At 41.9% G+C, this 17,958-nt stretch carries 15 protein-coding genes and 7 tRNA genes; 10 read left to right on the forward strand and 12 right to left on the reverse strand.

Features of this window, described 5'->3' with window-relative positions:
- The first annotated feature begins 173 nt into the window (after positions 1-173).
- The 5 genes from SWP_RS11005 (at position 174) to galK (ending at position 8,607) form a co-directional block, all read left to right on the forward strand.
- Positions 174-2,183 carry a hypothetical protein gene (locus tag SWP_RS11005; protein WP_020912554.1) on the forward strand — a complete coding sequence of 670 codons (2,010 nt, stop codon included), beginning with the start codon at positions 174-176 and terminating at the stop codon, positions 2,181-2,183.
- A gap of 93 nt (positions 2,184-2,276) precedes the next feature.
- Positions 2,277-4,259: a glycoside hydrolase family 97 protein gene (locus tag SWP_RS11010; protein ID WP_020912555.1), complete on the forward strand. Its 1,983-nt coding sequence runs from the start codon at positions 2,277-2,279 to the stop codon at positions 4,257-4,259.
- A 96-nt stretch (positions 4,260-4,355) separates the two neighbouring features.
- Positions 4,356-5,840 (forward strand): Na+/H+ antiporter NhaC family protein, encoded by a 1,485-nt coding sequence (locus SWP_RS11015; RefSeq protein ID WP_020912556.1) that lies wholly within the window; start codon positions 4,356-4,358, stop codon positions 5,838-5,840.
- A 1-nt stretch (position 5,841) separates the two neighbouring features.
- The gene (locus SWP_RS11020; protein ID WP_020912557.1) at positions 5,842-7,029 is read left to right on the forward strand and encodes a trans-sulfuration enzyme family protein; all 1,188 of its coding nucleotides are present in this window, start codon (positions 5,842-5,844) and stop codon (positions 7,027-7,029) included.
- A gap of 435 nt (positions 7,030-7,464) precedes the next feature.
- Positions 7,465-8,607 (forward strand): galactokinase, encoded by a 1,143-nt coding sequence (gene galK / locus SWP_RS11025; protein WP_020912558.1) that lies wholly within the window; start codon positions 7,465-7,467, stop codon positions 8,605-8,607.
- A 129-nt stretch (positions 8,608-8,736) separates the two neighbouring features.
- Here galK and SWP_RS11030 read toward each other — a convergent pair.
- From SWP_RS11030 to SWP_RS11065, 8 genes are all read right to left on the reverse strand, one after another.
- Positions 8,737-8,813: transfer RNA gene (locus SWP_RS11030), tRNA-Met, on the reverse strand.
- A gap of 348 nt (positions 8,814-9,161) precedes the next feature.
- Positions 9,162-9,238, reverse strand: a tRNA-Met gene (locus tag SWP_RS11035).
- A 44-nt stretch (positions 9,239-9,282) separates the two neighbouring features.
- A tRNA-Met gene (locus tag SWP_RS11040) sits at positions 9,283-9,359 on the reverse strand.
- 44 nt (positions 9,360-9,403) lie between these two features.
- Positions 9,404-9,480: transfer RNA gene (locus SWP_RS11045), tRNA-Met, on the reverse strand.
- A 49-nt stretch (positions 9,481-9,529) separates the two neighbouring features.
- Positions 9,530-9,606 (reverse strand) — tRNA-Val (locus tag SWP_RS11050).
- Positions 9,607-9,634: 28 nt separating this feature from the next.
- A tRNA-Val gene (locus SWP_RS11055) sits at positions 9,635-9,711 on the reverse strand.
- 2 nt (positions 9,712-9,713) lie between these two features.
- Positions 9,714-9,790: transfer RNA gene (locus SWP_RS11060), tRNA-Met, on the reverse strand.
- A gap of 167 nt (positions 9,791-9,957) precedes the next feature.
- Positions 9,958-11,316 (reverse strand): MATE family efflux transporter, encoded by a 1,359-nt coding sequence (locus tag SWP_RS11065; protein WP_020912559.1) that lies wholly within the window; start codon positions 11,314-11,316, stop codon positions 9,958-9,960.
- Between the two features lie 32 nt (positions 11,317-11,348).
- On the opposite strand from SWP_RS11065, the gene SWP_RS11070 reads away from it, so the two are divergent.
- Positions 11,349-11,963, forward strand: a complete 615-nt coding sequence (locus tag SWP_RS11070) for a riboflavin synthase (protein ID WP_020912560.1) — start codon at positions 11,349-11,351, stop codon at positions 11,961-11,963.
- 43 nt (positions 11,964-12,006) lie between these two features.
- Here the strand turns inward: SWP_RS11070 and SWP_RS11075 are convergent, their stop codons facing one another.
- The 3 genes from SWP_RS11075 to SWP_RS11085 form a co-directional block, all read right to left on the reverse strand.
- A complete protein-coding gene (locus SWP_RS11075) occupies positions 12,007-12,207 on the reverse strand; it encodes a CPXCG motif-containing cysteine-rich protein (protein ID WP_020912561.1) in 201 nt (66 codons plus the stop codon).
- Between the two features lies 1 nt (position 12,208).
- Positions 12,209-12,946 carry a pteridine reductase gene (locus SWP_RS11080; protein WP_020912562.1) on the reverse strand — a complete coding sequence of 246 codons (738 nt, stop codon included), beginning with the start codon at positions 12,944-12,946 and terminating at the stop codon, positions 12,209-12,211.
- Positions 12,947-13,047: 101 nt separating this feature from the next.
- Entirely contained in the window at positions 13,048-13,308 is a 261-nt protein-coding gene (locus SWP_RS11085; protein ID WP_143711191.1) for a hypothetical protein, read from the reverse strand.
- Between the two features lie 285 nt (positions 13,309-13,593).
- Here SWP_RS11085 and thrS point away from each other — a divergent pair, with 285 nt between their 5' ends.
- From thrS to rplT, 4 genes are all read left to right on the forward strand, one after another.
- Positions 13,594-15,522: a threonine--tRNA ligase gene (thrS, locus tag SWP_RS11090; RefSeq protein WP_020912564.1), complete on the forward strand. Its 1,929-nt coding sequence runs from the start codon at positions 13,594-13,596 to the stop codon at positions 15,520-15,522.
- 3 nt (positions 15,523-15,525) lie between these two features.
- Positions 15,526-16,068, forward strand: coding sequence for a translation initiation factor IF-3 (gene infC, locus SWP_RS23465; protein ID WP_079891934.1), 543 nt, complete (start codon positions 15,526-15,528; stop codon positions 16,066-16,068).
- Positions 16,069-16,154: 86 nt separating this feature from the next.
- Positions 16,155-16,349 (forward strand): 50S ribosomal protein L35, encoded by a 195-nt coding sequence (gene rpmI / locus SWP_RS11100; protein ID WP_012142466.1) that lies wholly within the window; start codon positions 16,155-16,157, stop codon positions 16,347-16,349.
- Positions 16,350-16,367: 18 nt separating this feature from the next.
- Positions 16,368-16,727, forward strand: coding sequence for a 50S ribosomal protein L20 (gene rplT / locus SWP_RS11105; RefSeq protein WP_012325107.1), 360 nt, complete (start codon positions 16,368-16,370; stop codon positions 16,725-16,727).
- A 221-nt stretch (positions 16,728-16,948) separates the two neighbouring features.
- On the opposite strand, the gene trxB is transcribed toward rplT, so the two are convergent.
- Positions 16,949-17,899, reverse strand: coding sequence for a thioredoxin-disulfide reductase (gene trxB, locus SWP_RS11110; protein WP_020912567.1), 951 nt, complete (start codon positions 17,897-17,899; stop codon positions 16,949-16,951).
- Between the last annotated feature and the right edge of the window lie 59 nt (positions 17,900-17,958).

Here is a 17,958-nt window from a genome sequence, read left to right on the forward strand (position 1 = left end):
CAGAACAACTGAGTTGTAATTGAATACTGATGACAAATACAAAGTGAAATTCACTCAAAATGTTATTTTTCGATAAGTTTTAGTCAAAATATCAAGAGTTAAATTTACGATAATTTGTTGAAATAAGGTGAATAAGAACGATAAAAGCGCTGCAAAGCAGTTGGGAGTATCTCGTGTTAAAAAAGTTAATCTGCTCATTAGTTGTTGCAGGCTGTTGCCATAACCTGGTTTTCGCTAAAGAAAGTGATGTTATCGGTGATTTAGCCGACACCTTAGATAACCGCTGGCAGTTAGGGCAAGATAGAATTAGTTGGCAAGTTAAAGATAGTCATGAAGATCATCTTGAGTTTAGTGGTGAGAAAATGTCTGCCATTATTTATTACGGTAGTGATACAGCAGGTAATCTGAGTTTAAAGCGGAAACTTGTTTGGCCGATGTTAAGGACTATACCAAACGACACTCATGCCAGCTTAATTCATGATTTTCCATTAGAAATATCACCTAAATGGACAATTAACGGAGATGCTTCAGTTGCAGAAAATCTAGTCAATGTTGAGTTTGATGGCGTACTAACCTTAACTTCTACTTTAGGCCAAAACATTATTTTAGAAAGAACACTTTCTCCTAGTACCAATTTGCCTGTGTTAGTTGAGAGGCTTAAATTTTCCAATAACGGTACAAAAAACATAGATTTAGAGCTTACAGAACTTGACTACTCATTTAACACTAAAAAAAGCAACGGTGTTTATGGTGTTTATCATATTCAAGCACAAAGTGAAGAGTCTGGCAGTTTTACTCTTACGCCAAACCAATCTGTTATTGTGAATGCTAAGTATATGGCGACAAAGCAGGGGCAGGAATATGACGTCTCGGTTGATAAGGAAATTAATAAGCGCCAGCGATATATAGAAGGCCTGACAGGTAACCTGCAGCTTGTGACTCCAGATCCTATCGTTAATCAGATGTTTAACTTCTCAAAAATTCGTGCGGCTGAAAGTATTTATCGTACTAAAGGAGGATTGATGCATGGCCCAGGGGGAGGTCGTTATTACGCTGCCATTTGGGCAAACGATCAGGCTGAATATATTAACCCTTTTTTCCCTTATTTAGGCAATGCAAATGGCAATGAGTCAGCTATTAATAGCTATGAACATTTTGCTCGCTTTATGAATCCTGAATATACAGCAATCCCATCTTCGATTATTGCCGAAGGCATCGATATCTGGAACGGCGCAGGCGATCGTGGCGATTGTGCAATGATCGCTTATGGTGCCAGTCGTTTTGCGCTTGCCAATGGTGATGAGAAGGACGCTAAGTCACTATTGCCTTTAATAGACTGGTGTATAGAGTTTAGTTACAGACAAATGTCTAAAGAGGGGGTTATTGCCTCGGACAGCGATGAACTCGAAGGCCGATTCCCGTCAGGCCAGTATAACTTGAGCACTAATATGCTGACTTATGGCGCACTCGTTTCGTCAGTTCACTTAAATAATGAATTAGGGCGTAAAGATGTTGCCAAAGGTTATGCTCAGCGAGCAATACAGCTTCGTTCATCCATCGAAAGATACTTTGGTGCTAACGTACAAGGCTTTGAGACCTATCGCTACTTTGAAGGAAATGAAAAGCTACGAGCTTGGATTGCACTGCCACTTACTATGGGAATTTTCGACCGTAAGCAGGGAACCTTAGATGCCTTACTATCGGATAAGCTTTGGAGCGCTGATGGTATTTATAGTGAAGCCGGCAATAATACGTTTTGGGACCGCGCTACACTGTATGCATTTAGAGGGATTTTTGCTGCAGGTGAAACGGATACAGCGATGCGCTACTTCAAGTATTACTCTCGAAAACGATTATTAGGTGAGCATGTTCCCTATGCAGTAGAAGCTTGGCCCGAAGGCAATCAGCGACACCTCTCAGCAGAAAGTGCGCTTTATGGCAGAGTGGTAACGGAAGGGATTTTCGGTATTGAAGCGACAGGATTTAAACAGTTCTCTGTTGCCCCGTTCCTACCGAGCTCTTGGAACGAAATGTGTTTGAACAATGTGCGTGCATTTAGAGATAATTTTGACGTTTGTGTTAGCCGCAAAGGAGAGGCTTTTGAGGTGGCTATCAAACCGGAAAACAAACCAGTAATGCGGCTCCCTTGGCAAGGTAAGGCTGCCATCAGTGTTAACTTATAATTCTGCAGGTTGCTAGCTTTTCAGCAGCGTTCAATGAGTGAGCCTTCTGGCTCACTTTTTTCAATATTTCCCCTGTATCAATAAAGGTTTTGCATGAAAAAGACTATCGCTATCCTCTGCTGCGTCGTTGCTAGCTTATGTTGCTCTTCTGTTTCCGCATTGGAAGATATACATAAACTCGCCTCTCCAAATGGACAAATAACCCTTGAAGTATCTAGTGGTAAAACCTTTGTTTATTCTGTCAGTGTAGCGGGCAAACCTGTATTAAAGGACGCTATCGCCGCCCTTGAGTTTTTCGCTATCGACACCAAAAGCAATGGTATTAATGTTTATAAAGTCACACGAACAAAAGTAGACAGAATATTAGCGCCTTATGTACAGCAGAAATCGAAGCATATAAAAGAACATTACAACCAGATTACTTTGGCTTTTAATCAAAACTGGCAGCTGACTTTTAGGTTGTTTGATCAAGGATTAGGGTACCGGTTCAGTACTACCAGTGGGGGGGATGTTACGGTTATCTCAGAAACTGCAGACTTTAATTTCGGTCAGAATCTGAATGTGCTTTTTCCTGAAGAGAAAAGCTTTGTTTCTCATAATGAACGTGGTTATCAGCCAATGCAGTTAAATGCTATAAAGCCGTCGCAGTTTGCCAGTTTACCTCTACTTGTTGACGGTGGTGACTTTAAACTTGTGATAAGTGAAACAGGGTTGAAAGATTACCCTGGAATGTGGCTAAAAGGGGATAGCAGCAATGTATTGAAAGGGATTTTTCCTAAATACGTTGTTAAGGCAGAGCTTAAAGAAAAATCAGATCGCAATGAAAATATTTTACAGCGAGCAGCATTCAATGCAAAAAACGTAAATCTAACGCAGGGAGTGGGGCGCCATTACCCGTGGCGAATGTTTGCAATAGCTCAGAATGATGCAGAGCTATTAACTAACGAGCTTAGCTACTTACTTGCGGATGAATTGGCTATTGATCCTTCTTGGGTTAAGCCCGGCCAAGTGGCTTGGGATTGGTGGAACGCCAACAATCTACACGGTGTCGACTTCAAAGCGGCGATCAATAATGAAACCTACAAATACTATATCGATTTTGCCGCGAAATATGGCATTGAATATATTGTGCTCGACGAGGGTTGGCATCATCTAGATAGTGTTCTTAATGTCGTTGATGATATCGATGTAAAAGCGATAATCGATTATGGTAAATCAAAAAATGTAGATGTTATCTTGTGGGTTATTTGGAAAACCCTTGATAATGAGCTAACTCTAGCGCTTGATACTTTTGAGCAATGGGGGGCAGCGGGGATTAAGGTTGATTTTATGCAGCGCGATGACCAATCCATGGTCAACTATTACTGGAAAATAGCTCAAGAGGCGGCAAACAGACAGTTACTCGTCGATTTTCATGGCTCATATAAACCAGCAGGGCTAAGACGGGCCTATCCTAACGTTATTACACGAGAAGGGGTTAGAGGCCTAGAGCACAATAAGTGGGCTGACTACATCACCGCTGAACATAACCTTACACTACCTTTTATCAGGCAGGTAGCAGGCCCAATGGATTATACTCCTGGTGCGATGATAAATAGCCAACCAGACAATTTTCGTATTGTATTTAACCGTCCGATGAGTAAAACCACTCGTGCCCACCAAATTGCAATGTACGTTGTTTATGAAAGTCCGCTACAGATGCTGGCTGACAGTCCATCGAACTATTTGAATGAACATGAGTCGACAGCATTTATAAGCCAAATCCCCACGGTGTGGGACGAAACGATAGTCATCTCAGCCAAACTTAGCGACCACATCATTACTGCACGCCGTAGCGGAAATGAGTGGTTTATTGCTGCAATGGGTAATGGTAAAGCGAGGCAGTTTAATATTGATTTGCCCTTTCTTAAACCTGGCATGTATCAACTAAAAAGTATCGCTGATGGAGTAAATGCTGATAACTATGCGAGTGATTATCAAGTTGCGTCAAAGGAGGTTAGCAAGTCGACAAAACTTAATTTGGTATTGGCACCGAACGGCGGCTGGGTTGGCCACTTCTCAATGATTAATCAGTAATTCAGTCAGAATCAATCTAGCTATTGATGTCTGGTTTTTTAGCGCCAATTAAGTAGAAATAGAAAGAAATGGCTGCAATAGAATTAAGGAGAAACCATGAATACTGAGGCAAAGTCTAAAAAAAGGAAGGTATTAACTGCGCTGTTATCTATCTCGTTTCTTGTTATCTCAGTTTTTTATGGGTTGATTGTTCGTCCGCTTATTTTGGGCCAGCCGTCTTTCCCGTTAGAGATCGTATTTCTATCTGCTGCGAGTCTGTTGGTTTTGCAATTATTATGTCTCGGCATTAATTGGAATTCGATTCAACAAGCGATTGTAAACAAACTTGGACAAGCTTTGCCAACCATTTTGTTACTGTTTGCTATTGGATTGCTCATCGGTAGCTGGATAATGGCGGGAACCATTCCAATGTTAGTTTATTTTGCGCTGCAAGCATTGTCAGTTGAGCATTTCTATCTACTCTGTTTTGTTATTCCAATACTCTTCTCCATTTGTACTGGAACATCTTGGGGCTCTATTGCGACTATAGGCCTAGTTCTGATTGCTGTTGCAACCGTTTATCAGGCAGATTTAGCAATTGCAGCAGGGGCAGTCGTCGGAGGGGCTTATTTTGGCGATAAATTGTCACCTTTGTCAGACACTACCAATATTGCCTCAATGTCGGCAGGGGTAGAACTCTACCAACACATACAGTCAATGTTGATAACGACGCTACCTTCAGCTGTTATTGCTGCTATTGGTTTTGGGCTGTGTGATTTAAGCTATCCTGTTAACAATGCAGTTGCGACTCAGTTGGTAGAAACACAGTTACTTTCAAGTACGTTAGTTCATATTGAACAGCTGTTTTCATTTAACTTGTTTTTATTGGCACCTGTAGCGATTATTTTATTCGGTTCTCTAATGAGAATGCCTCCTCTACCTACGCTTATCTTATCTTCATTTTTAGCGTGCCTACTGGCTTTTTTCGTTCAAAACTTAAGTGTTACAGACATAGCTCAAACTCTGTATCAAGGATTTAATGTGTCGATGTTAGCGACTGGAGAGCCACTTCCTCAAAATATCGGTCAGTTATTTAATCGCGGAGGCCTTTATGCGTTAAGCAGCGCTATTATGATCACTATTTTAGTTTTTGTGTACGTTGGTGCATTAGATTGTATATCAGCTTTTCCTACGTTAATGGGCTCGCTATTAACAAAAATTAACTCAGCTAGGGTACTGATTTGCAGTACACTTTTGGCTTCTTCATTTACTAATGCAATGACATCAAGCCAGTACGCTAACAGTTTTATCGTCGCCGAGTCATTTAAGAATAAATACGATGCTCTAGGGGTTGAACGAAAGGTTCTGTCTCGATCATTAGAGGACAGCGGGACGATGATAGAAAGCTTAGTACCATGGAGTACCACTGCCGTATTTATATATGCCACCTTAGATGTCAGCATTACCGATTATTGGCACTGGCAATTACTGTCTTTAGTTAATATTCCATTAGCGTTTATGTTGGTATTTTTTAATAAAGGGTTTAGCCAATCTACTTCAATTTCGAATAAATACGAACAGTTAAGGGAAGAACACGCTTAGTATGAAGAAAGAATTGCATATTGACACGTTAATGGTTGGGGATATACCAACTAAGCCTGATCCTTATGGCGCGGTTGTCCCGCCTATCTATCAGAACTCGTTATTCACTTTTGAAAGCTGGGAGGCGATTCAAGATGCTTTCACTGATAAGGTCAACAACTGTATCTACACGCGTGGGAATAACCCAACTGTCGCGTTGACAGAGCGTAAGATTGCACTGTTAGCAAAAGGAGAGAAAGCCAAGCTCTTTTCCTCGGGAATGGCTGCAGTGTCTGCTGGTATGTTGCATTTTTTAAATGCCGGCGATCATATCATTACACTCAAAAATATCTATGGCCCAGCAATAAGCCTCATTAACGATTTTATCTGTCCAAAAATGGGCGTTGAAGTGAGCTTCGTTAGCGGGGATAGCCTTAAGGAGCTAGAGTCACAGATAAGAGAAAATACTCGGCTTATTTATCTTGAAAGTCCAACTTCGGTAGTGTTTTCATTGCAAGATCTAAAAGCAATTACCAAGCTTGCAAAGCGGCATGGGATAGCAACAATGATAGATAACACATGGGCTACCCCGATTTTTCAGAAACCACTAACCATGGGGGTTGATTTAGAAGTGCACTCCTGTTCAAAGTACTTAGGTGGTCATAGTGACATAGTCGCGGGCGTTTTAATTGGTAGCGATGCATTGCTCGCTTCGATACATTGCCTAGAGTATGAACTGTTAGGCGCAAAAATGGCCCCTATGGAGGCATCGTTATTACTGCGCAGTTTGCGAACTTTAGATATGCGAATGGAGCGCCATCAACAGAGCGCAATACAAGTTGCCAATTTCCTAGAAAAACACCCTAAAATTGAAACTGTAAATTACCCTGGCTTAGCAAGTTTCACTCAGTCCGAGCTTGCTAAGGAGCAAATGACTGGTTTTAGTGGCTTAATGAGCTTTAAGCTAAAAACTGACAAGTTGCACTTGGTTAAACGGTTCTTCAATCATTTGTCCCTATTTAGTATCGGTGTGAGCTGGGGAGGGCATGAAAGCCTGATTTATGCGCCTGCGATAAGTTGTATGCAAGAACAAAGCAGTGAGCAGTTTGAGAAAATGGGGATTTCACTAGGAGATATGAGAATTTCAATAGGTCTTGAGCAAGTTGATGATCTCATTGATGATCTAACTTGCGCGTTAAATATCATTTAGTCTACGTTTTAGCGTGGTTGGTTGCCGCGCTAAGGCTATCCTGTCAGTTATTGCAATTCCCTAACTTTAATTTCAATTCAAATCGATAACCAGTGTAACCATTCCATGAGCTTCTCTCTCAACCGCCGAATATGGCTAAGCGGTGTCGAAGATTATTTTTTAAAATACATTATTCCCTAAATGTGTGAACGTAGCTAATTGCGTTTTAACCACCTAATTCTAGTGTTACCTACGCCTTACTTTTCTTCATAAAAAACACACTATTTGCGTATATTGTATAAAAGGTCTTTGGGTATTTAAACGATAACTATAAGTCGGATATTGGGAATGGATAGTGGCAGTCACACCGCTAAGATAAGCGCCAAATAACAACAATTATAGGAATTATTATGCGCTCACCTCTTATCTATGATGCTTACGAGTTGGAGTTTATTCATGTCTGTTAATCAGGGGATATCTTCAACGTTTGCTAAATATTTTTTGTTTACTGCTGATGTGGTAGTGCACGCTCCCGGCAGAGTAAATCTTATCGGCGATCATACCGATTATAATGATGGCTTTGTATTACCTGCAGCTATTGATTTTGGAACTAATATTGCGGCCCGTAATCGAAACGATGATTTAGTAAGGGTCGTTGCTGTGGACTACAATAACGAAATTGAGTGCTTTGAACTCAGTAATATCCAGTTCAGTAACACTTGCATGTGGAGTAACTACGTTAGAGGTGTGATTCTTTCACTCCTTAACCTGTACCCAGATCTGCATGGAGTAGACTTAATGGTGCAAGGCAATGTGCCACAAGGGGCTGGTTTAAGCTCATCGGCAAGTTTTGAAATCGCTATCGTTAAGGCGCTTGCTGAGCTAAATCAACTACCTATAAATGGGGTTCAAGCAGCTCTCATTGCCCAAAGGGCAGAGCGTGATTTTGTCGGGTGTAATTGCGGTATTATGGATCAACTCGTTTCTGCTTGCGGATTACAAAGTCATGCGATGCTACTTGACTGCGACAGCTTAAGCTACAAGCATGCACCTATCCCTGATGGACTCTCGTTAGTTATTGTTAACACTAATGTGAAGCGCACACTGGTTGACAGTGAGTACAATTTAAGAAGAGAACAATGTGAGGCTGTAGCATCCCATTTTAACGTTAAAGCACTGAGAGATGTTACCTTTGACCAATTAGTCAGCGCGCATAACGTATTACCTGCTGTGCTCTATCGCCGTGCTCGGCATGTGATTTCTGAAACCACGCGTACTGTAAACGCTCATACTGCTTTGGTGAACAAAGATATGAAAACTATAAGCAGGTTAATGCAGGAGTCTCATCATTCTCTAAGGGATGATTTTGAAGTTTCTACACCAGAGTTAGATTTTTTGGTAGAGATTATCAACAAGGTATTGGGGAATAAGGGCGGCGTTAGAATGACTGGCGGCGGGTTTGGGGGATGCGTAGTGGTATTAACTCCAACAGAACTGGTTTTATCTACAGTAAGAGCCGTAAAAGAACAATACCGGAAGGAATTTGGTTTAGAGCCGAGTATTTATCAATGTAGTGCAGAAAATGGAGCATTCTCCTGATGGAGAGTTTCAACTTTATGGCGGATGAATCAACTACGGGCGTTAAATAAATATAAAAAGTAGTTAGTCAAAGTTGAATTTTAGGTACAAAAAAACCAGCTTTCGCTGGCCTACTACCTAATTATAAATTGGTTGCGGGAGCTGGATTTGAACCAACGACCTTCGGGTTATGAGCCCGACGAGCTACCAAACTGCTCCATCCCGCGTCCGTAATATATCTAAGTTAATAATTGTTTTAATTCTATTATTGAAGAATTGCTTGCGGGAGCTGGATTACTTTTAAAAATAGCAGGGCAACGACCTTCGCCAAGCTTTAATAAAGAGTTGAGTCCGAGTAGCTTTTATACTGCTCCATCCCGCGTCCGTGTAAACGCTATAGTTGTTTTGATTCTACTAATAAAGAATTGGTTGCGGGAGCTGGATTACTTTTAAAAAGAGCAGGGCAACAACCTTCGCCAAGCTTTAATAAAGAGTTGAGTCCGAGTAGCTTTTATACTGCTCCATCCCGCGTCCGTGTAAACGCTATAGTTGTTTTAATTCTACTAATAAAGAATTGGTTGCGGGAGCTGGATTTGAACCAACGACCTTCGGGTTATGAGCCCGACGAGCTACCATACTGCTCCATCCCGCGTCCGTGTAAACGCAATAGTTGTTTTGATTCTACTAATAAAGAATTGGTTGCGGGAGCTGGATTTGAACCAACGACCTTCGGGTTATGAGCCCGACGAGCTACCAAACTGCTCCATCCCGCGTCCGTGTAAACGCAATAGTTATTTTGATTCTACTAATAAAGAATTGGTTGCGGGAGCTGGATTTGAACCAACGACCTTCGGGTTATGAGCCCGACGAGCTACCATACTGCTCCATCCCGCGTCCGGATGTTTTCTGTAATACTTAGTATTTGAATTCAACTAATAAGAATTGGTACAACCGAGTGGATTCGAACCACCGACCCCTACCATGTCAAGGTAGTGCTCTAACCAACTGAGCTACGGTTGTATTTTTACAAATATGAATATAAACAAATTGGTACAACCGAGTGGATTCGAACCACCGACCCCTACCATGTCAAGGTAGTGCTCTAACCAACTGAGCTACGGTTGTATTGGTTGCGGGAGCTGGATTTGAACCAACGACCTTCGGGTTATGAGCCCGACGAGCTACCATACTGCTCCATCCCGCGACTGTTTATATTGCTTGTTCTGTTGGCTGTTGCCTTGGAACGAGCGCTATAGTACGGTCGATGCGGGAATGGTGCAAGTAAAAAAACACTCTTTTGTGTTAAATGCTGCTTTGGTGTGCAACTTGAGCGCTGTTTAAGCGTATTTAGCAAAAATCAGCGTAAATTAATTACATCGACGAAAGTTTCACGCCGTTTTTCTGGATATACCTCAATCGCATAGCAAACAAAATAGCCGCCGCTGTGAGCCCTGCAATGAGTCCAATCCAGAAGCCTTGTGCTCCCATAGCTGGAACTAACAAGTCAGTTCTTGCCAACGTATAGCCAAGAGTCATACCTACAGCCCAATAAGAGACAAGGGTAATGTAAAAAGCACTACGTGTATCTTTATAACCTCTTAGTGCGCCCGCGGTAACAACTTGCACAGCATCAGATAACTGATAAATTGCGGCAAAGAACATTAGGCTACCCGCTAGGGCGATTACGTCAGGGTTATCATTATAGAGTAGCGCAATTTCATTTCTAAACAGCACCGTAATAATGGCAGTAAAAAGTGCTAATGAGAAAGAGATGATCAATCCAAGACGGGTGATCATTGATGAAATTTCGGGTTTATCTTGGCCTAAGTAATATCCAACACGAATTGATACCGCAATGCCTATAGATAGTGGCAGCATAAACACAATCGATGAAAAGTTTAGCGCTATTTGGTGACCTGCAACAACGGTTGCTCCAAGTGGTGCAAGTAATAAGGCAATAATTGCAAATAGGCTGACCTCGAAAAAAAGAGCCATCGCAATGGGAAATCCATGCTTTGTCATATCGACCATGACTTTTGTGTTGGGTAGATGGAATGATTTAAATGGTGCAAGCTCTTTGAATTTCGCATTAAACTGCATATAAATAATCATCGCGATAAACATCGCCCAGAAAACCAAAGCTGTCGCGATACCACAACCTGCGCCGCCCATTGCCGGGATGCCAAAATGACCATAAATAAAAATATAGTTAGCCGGTATGTTTACTGCTAATCCGACAAAACCTATAACCATGGTTGGTAGTGTGTATGAGATCCCTTCACTACATCCGCGTAGAACTTGATACAATACAAAGGCAGGAACACCCCACATAAAGCCGTTGAGGTAACCAACACTGAGCTCCGCAAGCTCAGGTTCTAAATCCATTAGGGCCAAAATATTGTCCGCAAGTGAGAGAAAGAACATCACACCTGCGCTGCCTATTATGGCAATATATCCTGCTTGGAACGCTAATGGTTGTATTGCTTTTTGATTGTCTGCGCCATGATGATGCGCAAATACAGGCGTGAAAGCCATAAGAAGCCCTTGCACAAATAACAATGCTGGTAACCAAAGGCTTGAGCCAATAGCGACAGCAGCCATATCAACAGCGCTGACTCGACCTGCCATTACAGTGTCGATAAAACCCATCATGGTTTGGGTGACTTGGGCAATTAGTACTGGCAGTGCTAATTGAATTAAGCGTTTGGCCTGAAAGCCAGAATGGTTCATTGAGTGAGCCCTTAATACATACGAGAGATAAAATGTTTACAGGTATAGTTCAAGCAACATGTGAAGTGTTAGCGATAGATAAAAAACCAGGGTTAAATACGTTACAAATCGCTATTGGACCGGATTTGCGCGAGGGACTTTCACTAGGGGCAAGTGTCGCAAATAACGGTGTTTGTTTAACAGTTACTAGAATAGAAGATGATAGGGTGTTTTTCGATGTAATGGAAGAGACCCTCAAACTAACTAACCTAGTTAACCTGAGACCTGGATCACAGGTTAACATTGAACGTTCATTATCTTTTGGAAGCGAGATCGGCGGACATATTTTATCTGGTCATGTTCATACACAAGCAGAGCTGATATCAATCAGTCAAACTGATATGCACTATGATATTTGTTTGTCTGTTGACCCAAAATGGATGAACTATATCCTTTATAAAGGATTTGTCGGGGTTAATGGTTGCAGCCTGACTGTTGGTAACGTTACAGAGAGTAGTTTTATGCTGCACTTGATCCCTGAAACACTGAAGTTAACTAATTTAGAACAGTATGCTGTAGGTCAAAAATTTAATATAGAAATAGACAGCCAGACTCAGGCGATAGTGGATACCGTTGAAAGAGTTCTAGCTAAGCGCTTTGGCGACTAACGCAACAGTCAATACGCTGTTTAATGTTCATATGGCGTATTGACTAATAAATTTGTTCGTCATCAGAGTCAATATAAAGCTCTACTTTCAAACGTGACTCGTCGATGTGCATCCGCATATGAATAGGATTACAGCACACTCGACAATCTTCATAGTATTCTTGATCGCCTGCTGTTGCATCGATATTAAGGTGTTGATGGTGGCCACAATGTGGGCATGAAATCGTTTTATTGATAAATCGCATATTAAGCTCCCGTAAACCCGACTGCGCTTCGTCCTCCATCTACTGCAATAATTTGTCCTGAGATATAGGGAGCGCTCACTAAGTGAGAGACCAAATTAGCGATATCCTCTGCTTGGCCGAGTTTTGCTAAAGGGATCTCTTTTAAGACTTGCTGTTGAGAGTCGTCATCTGAGTTTTCTGGCCAGAGGATTGCACCAGGCGCGACTCCATTTACACGGATGTCAGGTGCGAGTTCTTGCGCCAGCGAAAGCGTTGCCATCTCAAGTGCAGCCTTTGAAATAGAGTATAGTCCATGATCTTTCAATGGTCGCTTAGCATGGATATCAATTAAGTTAATGATACAGCCGTTATGCTCTTTAAGCGTGGGTGCTAATTGCTCGGCAAGAAAATAGGGGGCTAGCAGGTTTGTTGCAAGTAGTTGTTGTGCAGTTTGGTAATCAGTATTGCTTAATGGGGTCGCATAAAACTCCGCTGCATTATTTATCAGTACGCTGATAGGTAGATTTTGCTTCTTTAACGCCTCCATAAATCTTTCTAGTTCAACTTGATTGCTAAATTCGGCCTGCATAATTTTAGCAGAATAAGGCCTTATTTTATTGAGTGAAGATTGCAATCTTGTCGCATCGTCAAAGGAATTACTGTAGTGAATAATGATGTTATACCCTTCGGCGTGGAGCTGTTTGGCAATACCTTTACCAATCCTTTTAGCTGCGCCAGTGATGAGTGTCCATTTATCCATAACGTTGTTCCATAACTAGTCCGATTTAGGTCTTATTATCGCCTCATTAGTGTGTTTCATACAATTAAATACTCATTGAGGAATAAATTCACGCTCGGGCATTATTCCCCAGTGACAAAAACAGCGCGTTGTTCTAGTTTAATAGTATTTTGTTCGGCGAGCTGCAGTGCAAAATTTTGCTTAGCTGTAATAATGTTAGTACTCATTTGTTCTGCCATCGTTGCTAGGGAGCCAGTTAATTGTTGTCGTAGTTCCAGTGCAATCTGGTTCTTATCGAAAGTTTGCCTATCTACCGTCACTCGTGATTCGTTATATTCGGCTGGAAACAGAGCTGCCGTTAAAATAATTACATTAATCATCATGTCCTCCTTTTATTAGACGCCGCTAGACTACCCAAGAAAAATGAAGGTTAAGTGACAACAACTCGCCATTGTCAGTGGTTTTAATCGATGTTTTCTTATGATTTTAATTAGAAAAACTAATATAAAGGTAAAACTTGCAACGAATAGCCGCTATCCCTTAGAATTACGCGCTTACGCGTTGGAAAACATAGACTCCTGTACGGTCTTGTCCCAGTGGCGTTATGACTCTTATTTATTAAACCCAAGTGGCCCTACGTGGGGGTCACCACTGGAAAAGGAACAATCATGCCTGTAATTACACTTCCTGATGGAAGCAAACGCGAGTTTGCTCAACCCGTTTCTACTTTAGATGTTGCTGCCGATATTGGTCCTGGTCTAGCGAAAGCTTGTATTGCTGGGCGTGTTAACGGTGAGCTTAAAGATGCTTGCGATATCATTGATACCGACTCAGAGCTTTCTATCATCACAGCTAAAGATGAAGAGGGTGTAGAGATCCTTCGCCACTCTTGTGCACATTTGCTTGGTCATGCTTTTAAGCAGCTTTGGCCTGAAGCTAAAATGGCGATTGGTCCTGTTATTGATAACGGTTTTTACTATGACATCGATCTAGATCATAAATTAACCCAGGAAGATATTGATGCGCTACAAAAGCGCATGACTCAACTTGCAAAAACTAACTATGCGGTTGATAAGCGTGTGGTCAGCTGGCAAGAAGCGCGTGATACTTTTGAAGCTCGCGGTGAAAGCTACAAGATCGAAATTCTTGATGAGAATATCAGCAAAGATGCGACTCCAGCGCTTTATCACCATGAAGAATATGTCGATATGTGCCGCGGTCCGCACGTACCGAACATGAAATTCTGTCAAAACTTTAAATTAATGAGTGTTGCTGGCGCCTATTGGCGTGGTAACTCTGATAACAAAATGCTGCAACGTATATACGGTACAGCATGGGCAGACAAAAAAGCCCTTAAAGTTCACCTGAACCGATTAGAAGAAGCAGCAAAGCGTGACCATCGTAAAATAGGTAAGCAGCTTGACCTATATCATATGCAAGAAGAAGCACCTGGTATGGTGTTCTGGCATAATGATGGCTGGAGTTTATTCCTTGAGCTTGAAAAATTCATTCGTCAAAAGCTAGGGCAATACACCTATCAAGAAGTGAAAGGTCCATTAATGATGGATCGTGTGCTGTGGGAACGCAGCGGCCATTGGGATAAGTATGCTGATGGAATGTTCACAACAAATTCAGAAAGCCGCGAATATGCGATTAAGCCAATGAACTGTCCCGGACATGTTCAAATCTTTAATCAAGGTCTTAAATCATACCGTGACTTACCTCTTCGTATGGCTGAGTTTGGTTGTTGTCATCGTAATGAGCCATCAGGGTCACTACATGGCTTAATGCGTGTTCGCGGTTTCACTCAAGATGATGCTCATGTTTTTTGTACTGAAGAGCAAGTTCAGCAAGAAGTGAGTGCCTGTATTCAAATGGTGTACGACACCTACGAAACATTTGGCTTCAAGAATATCGTGGTTAAGTTATCAACTCGCCCTGAAAAACGTATTGGTGATGATGATATGTGGGACCGAGCAGAAGAGGCATTAAAGCAAGCGCTTAAGTCTAACGATATTGAGTTTGAAATTCTTCCTGGTGAGGGCGCATTCTACGGTCCTAAGATTGAATTCACACTCCATGATTGTTTAGATCGTGCTTGGCAGTGCGGTACGGTACAATTAGATTACGCGTTACCTGGTCGTTTGGGGGCAACTTATGTGGCTGAAGACAATAGTCGTCAGACTCCTGTAATGATCCACCGCGCGATTTTAGGTTCTTTAGAGCGCTTCTTAGGAATTCTTATTGAAGAGTACGCAGGAAAATTCCCAACTTGGTTAGCTCCACAACAGGTTGTAGTGATGAATATTACTGATAAACAGTCTGATTATGCAGAAGAAGTTGTCAATTTATTCAAAGAACATGGAATTCGTGCAACTAAAGACTTGAGGAATGAGAAGATAGGCTTTAAAATACGCGAGCACACGTTAAGGCGTGTCCCTTATTTATTGGTCGTTGGCGATCAAGAAATGGAAAATAAGGAAGTCGCGGTGCGTACTCGAGAGGGTGTTGACTTAGGCAAGATGCAAATCCAAGAATTTGCAACTAAGCTCAAAAATCAAATTTCGCTCCGTAGTCTCAATTTGTTGGAGGATTAGGTCATAAAGATCAAAAAAACAGCAGGGCGCCAGGCGGCCCCGAATAGAATTAACGAGCTCATCACTGGTGTATCAGAAGTCCGTTTAAACGGTCTTGACGGTGAGCAATTAGGTATTTTAACTATTAGAGAAGCACAGGAAGTTGCTGACGAAGCAGGTGTCGATCTAGTAGAAATCAGTCCTAATGCTGAGCCGCCGGTTTGCCGTGTAATGGACTACGGTAAGTTCCTTTTCGATAAAGCGAAAGCTCAAAAGGAACAAAAAAAGAAGCAGAAAATTGTACAGGTGAAGGAAATAAAATTCCGTCCCGGTACAGATGAAAACGACTACCAGGTAAAACTACGCAACCTGACTCGTTTTCTAGAAGACGGCGACAAAGCGAAAGTAACGCTTCGTTTCCGTGGTCGTGAGATGGCTCACCAAAGCCTAGGTATGGATCTTTTGAACCGTATCAAAGCAGATTTGGAAGCAATTGCAGTCGTGGAGTCTTTCCCTAAAATGGAAGGTCGTCAAGCTGTCATGGTTCTCGCGCCGAAAAAGAAATAGTAAGGCAACCATAAAAGTAGCAGGGATCTGTTAAGGTCTCTGTTCGCCTTGCGTTTTATTAATTGTCCCAATGCGGAGTTTTAGCAATGCCTAAAATGAAAACAGACAAGGGTGTAGCGAAGCGTTTTAAGAAAACTGCTAATGGTTTCAAGCGCAAGCAAGCCCATTTACGTCATATTTTGACCAAGAAGAGCACTAAGCGTAAACGTCACTTACGTGCAAAATGTCAAGTAGCTAAGTCTGATGTGCCAGCAATCGCACGTCAACTACCATACGCTTAATTAAAGGAGCAATGAACAATGCCTAGAGTTAAGCGTGGTGTAACCGCTCGTGCTCGTCACAAGAAAGTACTCAAACTAGCCAAAGGTTATTACGGAGCTCGCTCTCGTACTTACCGTGTTGCTGTTCAAGCAGTAACTAAAGCTGGTCAATATGCTTACCGTGACCGTCGTCAGAAGAAACGTCAATTCCGTCAACTTTGGATTGCACGTATCAATGCGGCTTCTCGTCAAAATGGTCTGTCTTACAGCCGTTTCATTAATGGTTTGAAAAAAGCCTCTATTGAAATCGATCGTAAGATCCTGGCTGACATCGCTGTTTTTGATAAAGTTGTATTTACAACTTTAGTAGAAAAAGCAAAAGAAGCTTTAGCTAAGTAATTAGCTCTGATTCTTGTAAAAAGGGAGCCCTAGGGCTCCCTTTTTTGTATCTGGAATTTGCTAGTCAAAACAACGGAATGAATTACTCATTCAATTAATGTTTGATAAATAGTAAAGAGTTGTCGGCGGAAGGCACTTTATGCATCGCACATATAAAGATTCAGATTTCAGACATAAAAAAGCAGGCTAGAAGCCTGCTTTATCAGTACACATAAACTCAACTATTTGGCATCTAAGTAACGTTCTGCATCCAACGCTGCCATACAGCCAGTGCCTGCAGAGGTAATTGCTTGACGGTAATGCTGATCCATTACATCTCCTGCAGCAAAAACGCCTTCAATACTTGCTTGTGTTGCATTACCATTTAAGCCACTTTCGACTTTGATGTAGCCATTATTCATCTCCAATTGGCCTTCAAACATGCCAGTGTTTGGGCTGTGGCCGATAGCAACGAACACACCAGCAACTTCTAAATCTTTGATGCTGCCATCCTTGGTGCTTTTCATCTTAAGGCCATTAACACCCATCGCATCGCCAACAACTTCTTCAAGGGTGTTATCTAAATGCAAAATAATGTTACCGTTTTCTACCTTATCCATTAAACGCTTCGTCAGGATTTTTTCGCTACGGAAAGTATCACGACGGTGTATAAGATGTACTTCTGATGCGATATTGCTTAGATAAAGAGCTTCTTCTACTGCGGTATTACCGCCACCAATGACTGCAACCTTTTGGTTACGATAGAAGAAACCATCACAAGTTGCACAAGCTGACACGCCACGGCCTTTAAAAGCCTCTTCAGAATCTAGCCCCAAGTACATCGCAGATGCACCTGTTGAAATAATAAGAGCATCACAAGTAAACTCACCATTATCGCCTTTAAGCTGGAAAGGGCGCACATTTAAGTTAACTTCATTGATGTGATCAAAAATAATTTCTGTTTCAAACTTTTCTGCGTGCTTCTGCATACGCTCCATTAGAGCGGGACCGGTAAGATCATCGGCATCACCAGGCCAGTTTTCAACTTCAGTCGTCGTCGTAAGTTGGCCACCTTGCTGCATACCCGTGATCATGACAGGCTTAAGGTTGGCACGAGCGGCGTATACTGCAGCTGTATAGCCTGCAGGGCCTGAACCCAGAATAAGTAAGTTACAATGTCTAGCTTGGGTCATTTTTTTCTCCGTTCTTTTACGAATGCTATTTCTAACAGGGGAGTCATTACTCCCTCTAT

It is taken from the genome of Shewanella piezotolerans WP3 (genome assembly GCF_000014885.1).
Classification (GTDB): Bacteria; Pseudomonadota; Gammaproteobacteria; order Enterobacterales; family Shewanellaceae; genus Shewanella; species Shewanella piezotolerans.